Origin of the sequence: Roseiconus nitratireducens (genome assembly GCF_008629675.1) — a bacterium.
GTDB lineage: Bacteria > Planctomycetota > Planctomycetia > Pirellulales > Pirellulaceae > Stieleria > Stieleria nitratireducens.
The window spans coordinates 241,633-258,121 of the sequence record NZ_VWOX01000006.1 but is presented as its reverse complement, the minus strand read 5'-3'; the positions used below and the strand labels follow the sequence as shown (position 1 = coordinate 258,121).

Annotated in this window: 11 protein-coding genes; 5 read left to right on the top strand and 6 right to left on the bottom strand. The window is 58.5% G+C overall.

Annotated features, from left to right (window positions below):
- Positions 1-99: 99 nt before the first annotated feature.
- From FYK55_RS12745 to FYK55_RS12730, 4 genes are all read right to left on the bottom strand, one after another.
- Positions 100-570, bottom strand: a complete 471-nt coding sequence (locus tag FYK55_RS12745) for a hypothetical protein (protein ID WP_150076804.1) — start codon at positions 568-570, stop codon at positions 100-102.
- 169 nt (positions 571-739) lie between these two features.
- The gene (locus FYK55_RS12740; RefSeq protein WP_150076803.1) at positions 740-5,023 is read right to left on the bottom strand and encodes a bifunctional serine/threonine-protein kinase/formylglycine-generating enzyme family protein; all 4,284 of its coding nucleotides are present in this window, start codon (positions 5,021-5,023) and stop codon (positions 740-742) included.
- A 285-nt stretch (positions 5,024-5,308) separates the two neighbouring features.
- Positions 5,309-6,103, bottom strand: coding sequence for a hypothetical protein (locus tag FYK55_RS12735; RefSeq protein WP_150076802.1), 795 nt, complete (start codon positions 6,101-6,103; stop codon positions 5,309-5,311).
- The gene (locus FYK55_RS12730; RefSeq protein WP_150076801.1) at positions 6,096-7,109 is read right to left on the bottom strand and encodes a glycosyltransferase; all 1,014 of its coding nucleotides are present in this window, start codon (positions 7,107-7,109) and stop codon (positions 6,096-6,098) included. The genes FYK55_RS12735 and FYK55_RS12730 overlap by 8 nt, the downstream gene beginning before the upstream one ends.
- Positions 7,110-7,325: 216 nt before the next feature.
- Here FYK55_RS12730 and FYK55_RS12725 point away from each other — a divergent pair, with 216 nt between their 5' ends.
- The 3 genes from FYK55_RS12725 to FYK55_RS12715 all read left to right on the top strand — a co-directional run bounded on the left by FYK55_RS12725 (position 7,326) and on the right by FYK55_RS12715 (position 10,244).
- Positions 7,326-7,811, top strand: a complete 486-nt coding sequence (locus tag FYK55_RS12725; protein ID WP_235908650.1) for a TspO/MBR family protein — start codon at positions 7,326-7,328, stop codon at positions 7,809-7,811.
- Between the two features lie 219 nt (positions 7,812-8,030).
- Positions 8,031-8,582: a GNAT family N-acetyltransferase gene (locus FYK55_RS12720; RefSeq protein WP_150076799.1), complete on the top strand. Its 552-nt coding sequence runs from the start codon at positions 8,031-8,033 to the stop codon at positions 8,580-8,582.
- 273 nt (positions 8,583-8,855) lie between these two features.
- Positions 8,856-10,244: a cation:proton antiporter gene (locus FYK55_RS12715; RefSeq protein ID WP_161604475.1), complete on the top strand. Its 1,389-nt coding sequence runs from the start codon at positions 8,856-8,858 to the stop codon at positions 10,242-10,244.
- Between the two features lie 132 nt (positions 10,245-10,376).
- Here the strand turns inward: FYK55_RS12715 and FYK55_RS12710 are convergent, their stop codons facing one another.
- Positions 10,377-12,551: a carboxypeptidase-like regulatory domain-containing protein gene (locus FYK55_RS12710; protein ID WP_150076797.1), complete on the bottom strand. Its 2,175-nt coding sequence runs from the start codon at positions 12,549-12,551 to the stop codon at positions 10,377-10,379.
- Between the two features lie 341 nt (positions 12,552-12,892).
- Between FYK55_RS12710 and FYK55_RS12705 the strand changes: the two genes are divergently transcribed.
- Both FYK55_RS12705 and FYK55_RS12700 read left to right on the top strand, forming a co-directional pair.
- Positions 12,893-14,365: a sulfatase-like hydrolase/transferase gene (locus FYK55_RS12705; protein ID WP_235908648.1), complete on the top strand. Its 1,473-nt coding sequence runs from the start codon at positions 12,893-12,895 to the stop codon at positions 14,363-14,365.
- 49 nt (positions 14,366-14,414) lie between these two features.
- Positions 14,415-15,404, top strand: coding sequence for a ribose-phosphate diphosphokinase (locus tag FYK55_RS12700; RefSeq protein ID WP_150076796.1), 990 nt, complete (start codon positions 14,415-14,417; stop codon positions 15,402-15,404).
- On the opposite strand, the gene FYK55_RS12695 is transcribed toward FYK55_RS12700, so the two are convergent.
- Positions 15,356-16,426, bottom strand: a complete 1,071-nt coding sequence (locus FYK55_RS12695) for a hypothetical protein (RefSeq protein WP_150076795.1) — start codon at positions 16,424-16,426, stop codon at positions 15,356-15,358. The two genes, FYK55_RS12700 and FYK55_RS12695, sit on opposite strands and share 49 nt — an antisense overlap.
- Positions 16,427-16,489: the final 63 nt, after the last annotated feature.

Genomic DNA, 16,489 nt, shown 5'->3' with positions numbered 1-16,489 from the left:
CGTGCAGTTTGCGTTCTCCCTCCCTCCGGAAAGGTGATTCTCAGGAAAGCACGTCCTTTGCCGAACCGAAACGCGTTTTGGACGAACCGTTCGGCCAGGTCAACGTGACGAAGACGACGAAGAAGAATTCGGGGTCACACAATGCATCACGGTTTTTTGTGTGGTGACATCTCCCACGATTACCTCACGAACTTCACACGCGGGCACTTGACCTGGAGGGCATTCGATCTGATAGGGCTCGCACCCCTGATGGTAGCAGTAGTTGCTGGACGATGACGATGAGGTGGTGGCCGTCGGTGCCTGCTGTGTCGCTGCAGCTTCACTTTCCGGAAGCAGCTTGACCTCGAAGCATAGATGTGCCATGGAGTCGGTGGTGTAAACCGTCGCCAGACAGCAGCGGTGCCGGGGCAATTTGAAGATCGCCATTTTGGGATTCTGGATGAATCCCAAAGTCAGCTCACTCAGTTCAATGACGTGAAATGAATACTGGCCCGGCCCGAGGTCATGAAAAATGACCGCATGGTCTTGATCGTAGGGCCCCAGGTGGGCACATTCATCGTGATCGCTCATGAGTTGGTTCTCCCGACATGGATTGAAAGGTCCGAACTCCGCCGTCGGGACCAGTCTACTGAAAGTGATGCGCGGGTGCATGAAAAATACGGTTCGGCCGCCAAACCTTGCCCTGTCCAAGGTCGTCGCAGGGAAGTCTTCAGCGGCGACCTCCGCCTACCATCACACTTCAAGATCGCGGTAAATCACTTCGGCTGTCGGCAACGTGGTCCTCGGGAGCTTGGGACCTGACGACGCGAAATCCCAGGTAGGAACCCCGGAAAATCGGGCCGTTTCCCTGACTTTGCGACGTCATGCACTTCACCGACGTGCTGAACCAGCTTCCGCCCTTGTACACTCGCGTGCGCTCCGAGAACGGTGTCTCGCACCACTCGTCAACATTCCCGTGCATATCGAACAATCCCCAGTCGTTGCACGGCTTGCTTCCCACCGACTCCGTTTTCGTTCCGGAATTGACCGAGTACACGGCGTAACGGCCGAGGTATTGGGCATCGTCGCCGAACCAATATCGAGTGCTTGCTCCGGCATTGCAGGCATACTCCCACTCGCGTTCGGTCGGCAGCCGGTACCCGGTTGCCCCATCGATGAGTCGCCAGGCATCAAACAGATCCCCAAAAACCTCTTCCTTCTCTCCGGTCAACTCGTAACACGGTGGCAAGTCCTCCGAGCGGCTGAGCCAGTTACAGAATGCCACCGCGTCGTACCAATTCGTGAATTGCACGGGATGTTCGTCGGTCGGGCTGACGGCCTGATCGACTCCGGTCCAATCTTGCGGAAATTCATTCGGGAAGTTCTTGGCATACGATTCATCTTGCATCATGCGACGGAACAGGCCGACAGAAATCTCACGGTCGCTGATCCATAATTCGCTTGAGGCCGAAGAAGCTGCCGACGGCGGCAAACGCACCAACGTCATGCCCACCGGTGTCTGATACCAGTCGTTGACGGAACGGTTGTCGATTTGCGGCAGGTCCAAATTCCAGGTGCGCAATAACCAGCCAGCGCTGCTGTGGACCGCCGCGTCGGTGTCGTTCTCGTACCAGGAGTTCAGCAGCGGGGTCCAGCGGGCCAGTCGGGTACGTTGCTCGTCGCCGGTTTCATTCGAGAGATCCGCCACTCCCATGGCGTTGCAAATTCCGGAACGGAACCCTGCCTCATCAATTTGATGGACGTGCCCGGCGAGCTCGGAGAGCGGTGCGTGCCAAGCGATGAACTCGGTTTCGAATGCGGTTCGCTGGCCGCGGTCGGTTTGATTCCGGATTCGCAGCATTTCCTGCGCGGCCGAAGGGTTCCCCAGATAAAGCAACAGGATCGCTAGTCGAGCTTGAAACGATCGATCTTCGGCCAACGCCGCTTCGGACGCTTGCCGATCGAGCGCGTCGTGCCAGGAATCAGGGGCGAGCGAGAGTGCCGTGACCAGATTGGGGCATTCCCCTGACTGGCAATTGCGAATTGAAGCAACGGGAAACGAAAAGTCTGAGTAACCAAGCTCCAGCAGCGCGCACGCGGCATGCAATCTCGCGCTATCGGTCGCCTGTTCCTGCTCTGCGATTTGCTCCAGCCGTGGAATCGCCTGAGGCTTGTAGGTCTTTACCAGTTCCACGAATGCGGGAAGGCCTTGCGGCGTGGTGTTGGCCAACTGTTGGACGTAACCCAACGCTACCGACTGATTGGAGCGGTCGTTCAGGTGTGCGATGTACCGCTGCATCGAAATGCCAACGGCCAGCAAGACGGCCAGCACGGTTCCCCAGACTCTCAGGTGGGATTTCGTCGCTTGCCGCATCATCATCCGTTCGGGCTCCTGCCACCGTTTGGAGTCCGTCAGGATCAGAATGCGAATCCACTCCAGCACGTTGGGCAGGCTGCGTTTTTCGGGCCGTTTGTTCCACAACGCGGCTCGATCGGCAAGTTGCAGTTCGGCCCGACCACGCGGTGTCTCTCGTTGCTTGTGGGTCAGCCAGTCCCGCAGCGACGGAACAAGAAAGTCGTGCGTGATTTGGTAGTATCGTGCCGGGCTTTGGAAAACCTCGATTCCGGATTCGGGAATCTGATCGGGTTCGGTTGGCGTGATCAACCGGACTTCGCTGTCCAGAATGTTGCACAGGGCATCGAAATCCCGTTCGCGATCTTTGTATCCGGAGGCAGCGCGCAATTCCTGATAGGACTTCATCTTTCCCTTGATCTCCGTGCCGGGATCGGGCAGCAGGGAATTCAACACTTCGCGGACGGCTCTCTGGTGGATCCGATGGGACGGGGGAGCCGTTTCCGCGGCGAAGGTTTCTTCCAAGAATGTCACGCCGACGCCTTCGGGACCGCCCACTTCGGCAAGGGTTTCTTCAGTCCAAGGGCGGCTCTTCATCATTTCGGCAAAGACCGCCAATCGGACGCAAATGACTTTGGAACCTTGGGCCAATTCGTCGACGGCACGCCGAAGAAAGCGGGCCTGCTCCGGCGTCGGCTCGTTTGGCAACTTGCCGTAGGCCCTGCCAAACGCCGCAAGTACCTTTTCGCCGTGATCTCGATCAAAAAGATCGACGGCTGCGGAGTTGTGGCCCTCCACCAGTGGCACTTCCAACGCCTGCATGAAACGGGTGGCCGACATCCAGAACTCATCGCGAACCAATACCAGGCACTGCACCACGCCACCATCACAATGTCGAAGCGCCGGCAGCAGGTGACTCTCGTCGCGAGATTCATGTGCGTGGAGCCATTGTTCGAACTGATCCAAGACGATCAGAGCCTTTCGTCCGCGAATGCCACCCTGGTCGCGGAGTTGGGCAATCAGGTCGGGTAGATCGGATTCCGCCGGCAGGTCGGGACACCGTTTTCGAATCGCCCTGGCCAGCCTGGCTTCCGTGTCGGCTGCGGTGGCTTCGACATAAATCGGCAGCACCGCTTCACTGAGACGGGGCAGCAATCCCGCTTTGACCAGGGAAGACTTTCCGCAACCTGAAGGACCGTACATGACGCCGACCGGAAATGTTTCGTCGGGATCCGTCTTCTCAATCTGCGTCTTCCAAAATCGGACTCGCTTCGGAAGTCCATCGCGATCATGGGGGCCCGGCATCAGGTCCAAATAAAAGTCGGCGTGTTCGGCTTCGAAACTGCGAAGGCCTTGGGGGATCAGCTTCGCCACCGGTTGATCGCCCGGATCCGCCGCCGAAGCAGAGGGTGGACTTCCCGTGCTACCGTCACGCGCCCCAGATTCCAGCCAATGCCGCAAGTCGTCGATCAGGTCGGCCGTGGATGGATAGCGGTCGGCGGCCCGTTTTGCCAGGCAGACCAGGCAGATTCGCGACAGTTCCGCCGGGACTGACGGATCGACCTGCCGCGGCGGTCGTGGGTTCAAGTGTTGAATCTGGTCAAAAACTTCCTCTCGAGTCTTGCCCGTAAACGGTCGCTGTCCGGTAAGCAATTCGTACAGGATGACGCCCAGGCTCCAGATGTCGCTGCGCCCATCCAGTCGATGAACTTCCCCGCGCGTTTGCGCCGGGGACATGTAGATGTTGGTTCCGCGCACATGCCCCTTCAAGTCACGTTGCATGCTCTCATGGACGGCCAATCCAAAATCTGCCACGTGCGGATTGCCGTCCCGATCCAGCAGGATGTTGGCCGGTTTCAGGTCCAGGTGGACGTAACGATGTTGGTGTGCGTATCCAACGGCTTCGGCAATCGCGATCATCAACTTTGCAATTCGTGAAGCAGGCAGGCGATGTTCGCGCATGGTCTGAGCCAAATCGCCGCCTGGCAGATACCGCTGCACGATATAAACGAGCCCCGGTTCTCGTTGCACGTCGTGCACCTGCACGATGCCCGGATGATCAAGTTGGGCCGCCTTGCGGGCTTCCTCCACAAAAACTTCCAGTGCTTGCTGGCTGTCAAAACGCTCCAGTCGGGGAACCTTCAGGGCGACCTCGCGGCCCAGCTCGATATCCCGAGCCAGATAGACGATGGCGAACCCGCCACGCCCGAGCGCGCGGATGATCTGGTAACGACCGATCTTCTCCGGGAGATCTTTCTGCAGGTTCGATCGAGTCAGGAAATACTCGTAGGATTCGGCCTCTTCCTGCTGGTCGTCGGTCGAAATGGTCGACTGCCCGAGGTCCCGGTGAGTTCGCAAGGATTCGATCGCGTCATCGATGACCTGGCTGTCGTCGGCAAAGCGGCGACGGTACTCTTGAGGATCGACTCGGTCGCCGGCTTGAGCGCGAAGCGTCATTTCCAACGTGACCAACGCGCGAAGCAGCTTGTCCCGATCCGTTCCGACCGCTCCCAACAAGTAGGTTTCGATTCGAGGTTGCTCGCCCGTTATCCACTGCCGCTTGAATTTGTCGCACCAGCGATCCACACGCTGCTCGCGAGAGAGGGGCGGCTGCTCAAGAGGGCCTTGCCGCGGCTCACTCATCGGCCACTTCGCCTCTCCGATTTTCGCATCCGATCGATCGTCGGCCATCCTCTGACCCTTCCGAGTATCTCGAATCGACTGTCAGCGCGGCGCGGACCGATCGCTTGAACGCGTCGGCGGCTCGCCCCGCCCGTAGCGGAGCCGGCCAATCGCGGAATGTCGGCCGATTCACGGATCGATCCTCCTTTCGACATGACTGGATGCCTGTGTTGCCGTATCCGACTGAATTATAGCCGCCGCGAAAGGGATTCAGCAATTTCAACGCAATCGGTTCGGGGCCAATTTGCGTGACCGACCGGCTCGCCGGGAACGAGCCACGGCGTTTCGCGGCTCTCATTGGTTGAACGAACTTCGTCGCCCGTGCGACAGCATCGCACTTTTGGAACGCATGCAATGCACAATGGCCGGATCGACTCGAAAGGAATGGCCGTCGAGGTAATCGACGAACTGCCATGGCCGGCCATCGGGGATTCGGTTTTCGAAACACCCGGTCCAATCGGAAGCCCACAGGGCGGAATCAGACTCCAGCACGTGGGCGTAGGGATTCCCCATCAACATGTGGCCCACGTAGGCCAATGGCGCTTCTTCCGTGAACCGATAGCCTTTGGCGTGGCAATCGTTCCAAAAATTCAAAGCAAGATCCACCATGCGGTCGATCACCTCGTGGTGGACGATCCAGAATCCGGCGTTGGTGTTGAACACCGATCGGCTCCGAACCCCAGCCTTTGTCATCAGCTGGACGAACCGTTTCAGCGGGCATCCCCACCAGTCAGGTCGCGTGTTGGAATCTCGGGTGCAGTCGCTTTCCAAAACAACATGCAACGGCGCACCCTGCGTGCTGGCGATCACGTCACCCGGGTGTCGCACGAAGTAGTTGTCGGCATCCAGGAACACGAAGAATTCAAAATTCAGATCTCGCATCTTTTTCAGGAAATCGAATTTGAAGAGATAGTTCTTGAATTCGAATTTTCCGCACGGGTGACAGATCGCGCCCGGGATCGGACGGTCCGTCCAAACGTGGAATTCCTCGCACACCCCGACGGCTCTCGCCGAGCGGATGCAACACGCCATCATTTCCGCGTACGGTCCGGTGGTGACGGACCAATAGCAGAACCGTGGTTCAGACATCCAAAGCCTCCAGCCAACATTCCCGGTGTCGATTGGTGTCGCACAGCTCGGTGACCGCATGATCGCGGCATGCCAAAGACATTTTGCGCCGACTGGCGGGCTCTCTCGACAGTCGCAAGGCGTGTTCCTGGTATTCCAGGAAGTCGCCGCATAGGAATCCCGTCTCGCCGTGGACAATCAGTTCCCCAAAGTTGTGTCCTTCGGGAACCAACGGAATCGCGCCCGTCAGCATCGCTTCGACCGTGGAGCGTCCCCACGATTCAGTAAACTGGTGGCCCAGCGGGTACACGAATAGATCCAGACTCTGCAAAAAGCTTGCGGCCGGTTCGGCTTCGACTGGCAACAAATCCCAGCGCTGGTCAAACCGATGCCAACGGTACTTCTGTGATAAGGCGCTGGACCACGCCATCACTCGAAAACGGGCGTCCGGGATGCCGAGCGCTTCGTAAAAAACGGGAAAGTCTTCCGGGTACTTTTCTTCGGCAGCTCGTGACAACCGACCGATCGTGATGCCACGGGTGTTGTCGCGATCGACAAAGGGAAAGCAACTGGGGTCGATGTAGTTTCCTGTTATCCGCGTGGGAACGTCGCAGAATGATTCGTAATTCAGCGTCGCCTTCTGCACCTCGGACACGTACAACAACCGGCTGACGGATCCGGCTTTGATTTGTTGCACCTCTTGTTGGTGGTGCCACATCATTTCGGAAGACCAAATCACCTTCAGACCTCGTTTGATTGCTTCCCTGTGCAAACCACGCACAAAGAATTGATCGTTGCAGAGTGCGAGTGCCACGCCACTGAGATTGCCCGGCAGCCTGTCGAGGGAGGTGTATCGAATCTGAAGTGAGTCCAGGAAGGTCGTCCACTCCGATTGCTCAAGCTGTTCCGGGAAATTTGGCACGACGGTGATCTTCAAGTGTCCGGCCAGCAGTCCCAGAAGATGCGCAGCCTTGGTGTCCGCACCGCCGTACCTGCTGGGCCAACCGAAAAAGTAGAGGCTTCTCATGAGATCGGGGTTATCCAGCGGGCGGGTCATTCCTGGGGACGTCGGTGCGCTGTATCGTGAAGATCGGCGAGCAATCGAAGGGCTTCACGGTTGAACGCTCCGACAGGCCCGGCGGCCCGCGTTTCGATCGTATTCTCGAAGGGCCGGTCGGATAATCGGCACGTCGATCCTTTGGCTTCCTGAATCCCGTTTTTCGTTGTCCACACGAAAATGCCATTGAAAAAACGCACGCAGTGGATCGGCCTGGTGGTCTGGATCGTCATCTGTTTGGGCGCCGGCGGTCTGGGCGCGATTGCGACCACGCCAGAGATTGCAGGCTGGTACGCGGACCTCAGGAAACCCTCTTGGAATCCGCCGGATGCCGTTTTCGGCCCCGTTTGGACGACGCTGTACCTGGCCATGGCGATCGCGGTCTGGCTTGTTTGGAAAGACACTGGGTTTCGCGGCAGGCGACTGCCGCTGGCGTTGTTCGTCGTCCAACTGCTGCTGAACGTGGCTTGGTCTTGGATCTTCTTTGGGTTTCATCTTCCCGGCTGGGCATTCGCCGAAATACTGATGCTCTGGTTGGCGATCGCGCTAACACTCACGAGCTTCTGGACGGTGTCGCAAGTGGCCGGCGCATTGATGATTCCGTATCTCGCGTGGGTGACCTTTGCATCGGCATTGAACTTTGCAATTTGGCGGCTGAATGCAGGGACGTGAACGAGTCCGTCGAGTCGCAGATGCCTGGTTTCGCGGAAGCAGAAACAATCGCCGGCGACGGCCATGCAAAATCTCGGCTGATTGCCAGCGAGAAACATGATATCAAAAGCGGTGGTCGGCAGCCTGGCCGTTGACGGTGACTTCGCATCAGCAGTCAAGTGGCATGCCGTCCGCTGTCGTTCTGACAGAGGCGGAAACTCGCATTCATTCGGAAGACGCATGTGCTCGGATCAACCGCCCGCCAGAATCGGTCCTGAAACGGAGCGGCTAGTTCATCGGGCCTTCACCATCGCGGATGCCGCTGCGTTCCTCACGCTCAATGGCAATCCCGCCGTGATGCGTTTCACCGGCGAGCCGTTGATTTCCTCGTTGGATGAGGCGCGGGAAGCGATCGCGGCGTACCCCGACTTTGATGTGGTCGGATTTGGACGTTGGGCCTGTGTTCTGAAGCGGACTCAACGCGTCATCGGATTCTGCGGCCTGAAGTATTTGCCCGATCTAGACGCGGTCGACGTGGGCTATCGGTTCCTACCGGAGTATTGGGGTCAGGGCCTTGCGACCGAGGCCTGCAACGCCAGCCTTCGCTACGGTTTCGAAACGTTGGGCTTGGATGAAGTCATCGCTTTGGTGCTGCCAGCCAATGGTGCCTCAATTCGTGTGCTCGAAAAAGTCGGTATGCGAATGCAAGGCGAAACGATGTACGACGGCCAGCGGACTCTGCGATTCGCCAAACAGGCGGCAGGATTGGAATCGGAGGCTGCGGGCGAGTAGCGGCAACAGGGAACTGGCGAAGCCAGCGGGCAGCCCGTTCCCGGGCGGAGCCCGCCAGCGAGAATGAATACCCTGGTTCCCAGGCTCCCGCCTTGGAACCGGATAGCCGGCAGCCTCCGGCCGGCCAGTTCAGATACCGGAGCCAGCGAGCGGTGCGTTCCCCCGCGGAGCCCGACAGCGAGGCGGTGGCGGCCGCGGCTGGACTTCCATGCCGACGCTTATTTCACTATGACAACCGCTTTGCCGTCGGTGCGTTTTGGGTGTCACACGTCAATGAATCTGTTCAGCATCACTTCAGTCATCGTCGCCCTGGCGGCCGTGTTTGGTTTCATCAACGTCCGGTTTTTGAAACTTCCCAAGACGATCGGTCTGATGCTCGTCGCGATCGCCTTCACCATGTTGGTCCATGCCAGCGCATGGTTCAACGATCGAATCCTGGACTACGCGCAAGCATTGATCGGATCGATTGATTTCCAAGAAGTGCTGCTTGACATCATGCTCGGGTTTCTGCTTTTCGCGGGAGCCTTGAACACCAATTTCGATCAATTGCGGGTCCAGCGATGGCCCATTCTGACGTTTTCGACGCTGGGCGTTTTGGCTTCCACGATGCTGGTGGGAACCGGTGCCTACTTCGCATTCAATGCATTGGGTTTGAACGTCCAATTCATTCACTGCTTGTTGTTCGGTGCCCTCATTTCGCCAACGGACCCGATCGCTGTTCTTGGCATCTTGAGGACGGCCGGCGTGCCCAAAGCGTTGGAAACGAAGATCGTTGGAGAGTCGCTGTTCAACGACGGTGTGGGAGTCGTGGTCTTCCTGACGGTCTTTGGAATTGCTTCCAGCGGATCCTACTCGACCACGGTTCACGATCCGGGGATGACGACGTCGGAGGCGGTCGCGGAATCCTTTTCTGATCCGGGCGCGGAGACTCTTGAGAACACATCACCCCCACCAGAAATGCACGGCGAATCGTCTTTCGCCGGGATTGCCGAATTGTTTCTGGTGGAAGTGGGAGGCGGGATCGTGCTGGGGATCGTGCTCGGAACGTTGGTGTTCCTGATGATGCGATCGATCGACGACTATGAGATCGAAATCATGATCTCGCTAGCGTGTGTCATGGGAGGCTACTCGCTCGCGGCGGCGCTGCACGTCTCGGGGCCACTGGCGATTGTTGTGGCGGGGTTGATCGTGGGCAGTGATGCGGCGCGAGGCCGATCGATGTCGGCGCAAACGGAAAAGTACCTCGATCATTTCTGGGAAATGGTCGACATGCTGATGAACGCGATTCTGTTCGTGCTTATCGGGCTGGAAATCTTGATCTTGCACGTTGAGCCCGGGTACCTATACGCGTCACTGGTCGCAATTGCCCTCGTACTCGCCGCGCGGTTTCTATCTCTATTGGTTCCGGTTTGGCTGTTTTCCAAACGGCTGAATTTTGTACCGCATTCGCTGACCATGATGACTTGGGGCGGCCTCCGCGGCGGAATCTCAATCGCATTGGCATTGCAGTTGACCGAGGACATGAACCGCGACCTCTTCCTGACCGTGACGTACGGCGTGGTGGTCTTTTCGATCGTCGTCCAAGGACTTTCGGTAGGGCCGTTGGCACGTCGATTGATCGGGCAACCAAAGGCACCGGATACCGGAGCCGCGCAGCATTGATTCGGCGTTGGGGGGCAGACAGAACCCATCTGGACAGCGCCACTTTGGGTGAGCCGCGTGGCGCTCGCCGCGGATTTTCTCGCCTCAACCGGCGGCTAAGGTCTTGTCGCTCATTGCGCTGCAAATTGCGATTCAATCCGGGACGGTGATGCTACCCAAGTCGACGATCTCTCCGGGTTTTGGTGTCACCGGTTCGAAGGCGGGGCCAATGGTCGGACGCGGATACCATTGTCGGTTTCGACGGCGCACCAACTGTCCGGAGTAGGTTTCACCGGGAGCCACGCGGCGAGCAAACCGGCCTTTCGGGGACAGCGGTGTGTCACGAATGAAGTTCCCGAGATGGCTGTCAGGGGGAACCGCGCCGGAGAGCATCGCACCGAATTCGCTGGTGGGTTGCCCTTTTGAAGTGACAAAGCTTCCCGTGATCGTTGCAGCAGGTTTCATCACCACTTCGAAGGGGCCTGTGGACTGAGTCGCTCGAATAAACCCGATCAGTCCCCGATCCTCGTGCTGGAATTCGATGAATTCGGCTCTTTCGGGATGTAAGCCCGGGAGCGGGAAGCGGGAGGGCAGGTCCTTTTTGCTGTTCTGCGGCGATTGACGTGTCATGCGTGCCCCGGCAACCGATTCGCCGCGATCGTCGACCAGGTGAACTTCAGGAGGCATGTCCTGAATGATCCGGGCGGACAACTCCAATGGCGGACTTGTCGATTCGGCATCGCGAAAGACAACCGCGGCCATGTCCAGTTGGCGGTGTGGACGATTTCGGTACGGCGCCAATTTCTCGGTGGTGATGACGCCGGGCTGGGTGATCTGCCACTGATCCCCGTAGGAAAACACGGATTCGGCAGCGGTCCAATCCGTGCGTCCGGGTTCAAAAAACGATTTGGGGTCCACCGCGATGGGACGATCACGTTGATCGCCTCGCTGGACAATCACCGCACCAGGTCCGATCGGAAGGATGCCCTCGTAGATACCCGGGGCAACCATCTTGGGCCGGTCAAAAACGTCCGTCACACCGCGTCGGATTTCATCTGGGTTTTGCTGAACGACGATCGAGTAAACGTCGCGCCTGGCAGGTTGACCGTCCTGGTCCGTCAACCTCAGTCGGTACGGCACGGCAGCGCGAACCTCGATCCGATTTTCTCGGTTCGGATGGACGGTAAACCGGCGTGATTCGATCGGCGTTTGATAGGAACCCGCAACGGCGATGACGTATCCCGGTTCATGGTAGTCAGGGCCAAGGCCTGTGATTTCAAAGCGTCCATCTGCATCCGTACTGTAGTGTCGTCCCGACATGCCGTCGGCAGCATTGTGGTTTGCCACCGCGACGGTTGCACCAGCCACCGGGGAGCCGACACCCAGTCCGATGTCGTAGCGGATCACACCGCGCACGGTGACGCCCGGGGCTAAGGTGTGGGTGAAACCGGAACCGAGTAAGACCAATCTTCTTTGATCGTCAAATTGGTTGGGGGCGATATAGATATCGTCCATCCGTCGAGCCGCGACGGTCAGGTCGGTCGTCTGGAATTCGGGATGAGTCACCTTGATCGTGACGACGTTGTCAGCCGGAACGCCTTTGAGCACAAATTCGCCGTTGGCATCGGTCCGTTCCTCAATCTGTATCCCGGGGAGTTGAGCCGGACGCGAGAAAGTCGATTCGTAGCTGGGCACGGAGGAAAACAGAGTCAAACCCCGCAGTCGAGCGACGTGTGTGTCCAGATCACGCTTGCCTGGAACATGCACTGCCGTGATCTGTACCTGTGCGTCCTGGACGGGATTCGCATCCGCGTCGATCAAGCGGCCACGCACGCTGGTGGGTCGGGAAAGTCGAATTGCGACTTTCTTCGTGCGCGTTGGATGATGATGAGAACGCAATCCACGGTCCTGGCCCCACGTGGTGATCCAACCCGGGGCGAGACCTTCCTTCGTCGCGACCAGCAGTGTTTCCCAGCGTTTCCGCGTCTCCGGTGTCGGTTGCCAGGTCAGATCCGGCGCGTGAAATTCAAAACGACCGAAAGAATCCGTGACCGCACGCACTTTGCCAAGGTCGTTCGATGCGTCGGTTTGTCGTTGCTTTGCGAACTCGATGGTGCTGGCGGCAAAGATTCTGGCCCCTTCCATCGGGCTCCCGTCGGGACCAATAACAATCCCGCGATGCAGGGTGGGCTGGTCCGTCGGAACGGTTGGAATCTCATTCCAGCGAATCGAAGAAGGGGTGGTCGGCTCGCGATTCTGCGCGTTCGCCAACCTGCCAATGGGACCGCAAAACAACACCGCAAACAGTATCAGGAGTTGACGATTCATGTTTCGGTCTCCGCGTCGTCTTTGATCCGCACCTCTTCGTTCTAGCGACTCCGTCGCGCACGCGGGTCACTTCACGCGTTTTTTCTGCTCTTCCAAGGACGGAAAACACGAGTTTTGTTCCCTGGCCCCCGGCGGAATCATGACTTTGTGAGAAGTCGGGGCAGGTCCGCGACCGAGGGTGTGGCGGATTTGACGCGAGCGTGACGACGGAAGACACTACGGCTGCTTCAAGACGTTTCGTTAAGCTCGTGTCGCGTCTCTCGTCATTGAGCGGCTTTCCACCGGCGTTTCGGCGATTGCCCGAGACGCGATCGCCCGCACTTCAGCCACCGGACTTCAACATGATTCACGTGGTCGCCCGCCCCCACGTCGGTTGCCAACGGTCCCACCGCGAACGATCTTTCGGCCCGATCGTCTCCCGTGTGATTTGGGGTGTTGCCGTCGTCGTGATGCAATCGGCACATGCGCAACTGCGGGGGGCGGATCCGGCCAAGCCGCCGAACATCGTGTTGATTCTGACCGACGATCAGGGTTGGAGTCAGCTGTCGCAGTCGATGGACCCGTCGTTCCCGGATGCGAAATCCGATTATTTGGAAACTCCGCGAATGGTCGAGTTGATTCACCGCGGAATGCGTTTCACCGCCGGCTATTCACCGGCTCCGCTGTGCACGCCGACCCGACGAAGCATCCAGTGCGGGACATCGGCTGCACGAAGTGGTCCGGAGTTCAAGAGTGATTGGGTCCCCAGCGAACACCTGACCATTCCCAAGGCATTGAAGCAGGCTTGTGAAGACTACCGGTGCGCGCACTTCGGGAAATGGGGCGAGCAAATGATCTCCTCGCCGGATGAGTGCGGATACGATGCCAGCGATGGAATGACGGGAAATAACACCGGCGGAATGCCACGCAGTCTGGGAATTGACGGTGGTCACGCGGATGGGCCGCCGCACTTTATTGACAACGTGGACCCCAAACGCAGTCGATCGATCACGACGTCGGCAATCGAATTCATGCGGCAGTCCGTCGACACGCAAAAGCCTTTCTACGTGCAGGTAAGCTACTACGCGCAGCACCTCTCCGTGGTGACCTCCGACGCACTGCTGACAAAGTATCAACAAAAAGGAACTCCGGACCGGGCGTACACCCCGGCGTGGGCGGCAATGATGGAAGAGCTTGATACCAATATCGGCCGGTTGCTGGACACGATCGACGGGCTTTCGATCGACAAGGAGACGTACGTGTTTCTGACCGCGGACAACGGCGGTCGCGGTTCCGTTCCCGGTGGTGACGCGGGACGCCCCGAAACGAATCGGCCTCTCACGGGCGCCAAACACAGTCTGTATGAAGGCGGTGTGCGAGTCCCGTTTGTGGCGGCAGGCCCACGGATTCCGGCGGGTAGTGTGTGCCGCGTTCCGGTCGTCGGCTACGATTTTTTGCCGACGTTTTACGAGATTGCCGATGGAGATCCCAAACGGTTGCCGCAAGAGATTGATGGCGCCAGCATTCTCGAATTGTTGCGAGATCCCAATGCGAAGCCTCCCCAGCGATCTGCCGATGCAATCATCTTCCATCGTCCGAATCGTCTGTTCAGCGCGGCCAGATCGGGTCCGAACAAGTTGATGTTGTTTTGGAAACGCAACGGCAACGTGGACCGACACGAATTCTACAATGTCGACGCGAATCCGACGGAACAGGGCCATGACATCTCCGACGAAGAATCGGAGACCGCCGAGAAACTCCGCGACCGATTGTTGAGCTACCTGAACTCAGTCGACGCCGATCGCCCCAAACCAGCAAAGAAACGCAAGCGGTGATTCGTTCCGTTCGGGTGTCCCATCCACAAGCCTCCGAGATACAGCTTCGATGAACCACAACAGGCCGATGGTTTTCGCGGTTAAATCCAGCGAGGATTTTGGACGGCAAGTGGCCGCGCGGGCAGGGCTGGATGTCAGTCCCCACGAAGAACGAGACTTCGACGGTGGAGAGCACAAAATCCGGCCGCTGTGCAGCGTTCGCAACCGGGACGTCTACGTCGTCGCATCGCTGTTTGGCGACTCGGAGCATTCCGCCAACGACAAATTGTGTCGCCTGCTGTTCTTCATCGGAGCCCTGCGGGACGCATCGGCGGGACGGGTGACCGCGATCGTTCCCTACCTGTGTTACGCGCGCAAGGACCGAAAAACAAAATCGCGGGATCCCGTCACCACGCGGTACGTCGCCCGGCTGTTTGAAGCGGTGCATCTGGATCATCTGGTGACCATGGAGGTGCACAATTTGGCGGCGTTTCAGAATGCGTTTTCTGGCGTGACCACTGATCACCTAGAAGCCACGCGCTTGTTGGTCGAACACTTTGCGTCGTCCGGCCCGGCCGGGGAGTTGGCCGTGGTCTCGCCGGATGTCGGCGGTGTCAAGCGCGCCGACCTGTTTCGGAGTGCGTTGGAACGTCGATTGGGGACTGAGATTTCCAGTGGTTTTTTGCAGAAGCAACGCAGCGAGGGCGTGGTCAGCACCGGAGCCTTTGTTGGTGAAGTCCAGGGGAAAAACGTGATCCTGATCGATGATTTGATCAGCAGCGGGACGACGTTGGTCAATGCCGCAAAGGCATGTCGGCAGGCGGGCGCGGCCGAAGTCATTGCGGCCGCGACGCACGGGGTCTTTTCGGAAAAGGCAGAATCCATACTGTCAGACAAGGCCCTGGACCAGGTCGTGATTTCAGATACCGTTCCGCCGCAATTCCTTTCTCCGGCATTTGTTGAGCAGAAACTTTGCATCGTCCAAACGGTGGGACTGTTCGGTGATGCCATTCATTGCCTGAATGGCGGCGGATCGATTGTTGACCTGCTTTCTGTGTGACCGGCACCGCCAGCAACGGTCCGCGTGATCCGGTCCAGGTACCATTGTGCCGCGTGAATCCACTTGGTTGGATTCTCCACGTCGGCGTCTTCCAAATGCGAAATCGCGAGGTACGTCCGTGAGAACGCGTGCAACCATTCATACAGTCGACGCAGTTCTGGAGAAACGTCATCACCGGTGAATTCGAAGTAGGCGTGCCGGACCCAACTGCCAACCGTTCGATCTCCCAGCTTTTCGCATTCCATGACCAAGAAAGCAATCTCCGAAGCGGTGTCTTGCTGGCGAAGTCTGCGGCTGAACTCCAAACAATCGATGATGACCGGCGGATCGGTCAGGCAAAGATGTTCCGGACGCAAGTCTCCGTGAGCATCAATGACGTGACCGCCACACACGCGGCCGGCCAACTCGCAATGATTCCGGTCGATTGAAGCGGCGATTCGTTTGGCAGCTTGAGCGACCTGCCGACGCGACAATCCGAATGGGCGAGCGAGTAAGCGACGCCTTGTCGTGAGCACGCCATCGACCATTCGGTGTCGGTAGACCGCCGGCGAAATCGATACCGGCCTGGACCGAACGTAAAAATCCGCCAGCAAGCTGATCACCCGCCGCACGTCCGACCGTCGGGTAGTTCCGTCCCCAATGGTGCGGTCCAACATCTTCTCGGCTGGCAGGCGGTCCATCCAGACAAGCCAATCGACCGTTCGTCCTTCACCGCCGAGGTGCAGCTGACCGTCGCGGACTTGCAACGGTAGCACGCCATGATACACGTGACGCGCCAGGCGGCGATTGAGTTGGACTTCGCGGCGGCACGCCGTGTGACGCGACGTGACCGAGACGAAATCAAGCTCGTGCATTCGAACCGGCTTCTTCAACTTGAAGGCATACTGGTCCGTTAAGAAGACCCATGACATGTGGGATTGAACCGCTTGCACCGCGGTGGCGATGCCCGGATACATCTCCGGCCGCCGCAACGCCTGCAGCTTTTGCTCAAGGCTGAACTCCGTCGTCACTTGATCATCCATCGATGCTTCATCGGACCAGGAAGCGAAGCCGCCAATTCGTCGGCCTCTGACAAAAGGTTGGCA

Excerpts from the sequence above, each read along its gene's own strand:
- FYK55_RS12745 (WP_150076804.1), bottom strand. The coding sequence starts at position 570 with ATGAGCGATCACGATGAATGTGCCCACCTGGGGCCCTACGATCAAGAC.
- FYK55_RS12740 (WP_150076803.1), bottom strand. The coding sequence starts at position 5,023 with ATGGCCGACGATCGATCGGATGCGAAAATCGGAGAGGCGAAGTGGCCG.
- FYK55_RS12735 (WP_150076802.1), bottom strand. The coding sequence starts at position 6,103 with ATGTCTGAACCACGGTTCTGCTATTGGTCCGTCACCACCGGACCGTAC.
- FYK55_RS12730 (WP_150076801.1), bottom strand. The coding sequence starts at position 7,109 with ATGAGAAGCCTCTACTTTTTCGGTTGGCCCAGCAGGTACGGCGGTGCG.
- FYK55_RS12720 (WP_150076799.1), top strand. The coding sequence starts at position 8,031 with ATGTGCTCGGATCAACCGCCCGCCAGAATCGGTCCTGAAACGGAGCGG.
- FYK55_RS12715 (WP_161604475.1), top strand. The coding sequence starts at position 8,856 with ATGAATCTGTTCAGCATCACTTCAGTCATCGTCGCCCTGGCGGCCGTG.
- FYK55_RS12710 (WP_150076797.1), bottom strand. The coding sequence starts at position 12,551 with ATGAATCGTCAACTCCTGATACTGTTTGCGGTGTTGTTTTGCGGTCCC.
- FYK55_RS12705 (WP_235908648.1), top strand. The coding sequence starts at position 12,893 with ATGATTCACGTGGTCGCCCGCCCCCACGTCGGTTGCCAACGGTCCCAC.
- FYK55_RS12700 (WP_150076796.1), top strand. The coding sequence starts at position 14,415 with ATGAACCACAACAGGCCGATGGTTTTCGCGGTTAAATCCAGCGAGGAT.
- FYK55_RS12695 (WP_150076795.1), bottom strand. The coding sequence starts at position 16,426 with ATGGATGATCAAGTGACGACGGAGTTCAGCCTTGAGCAAAAGCTGCAG.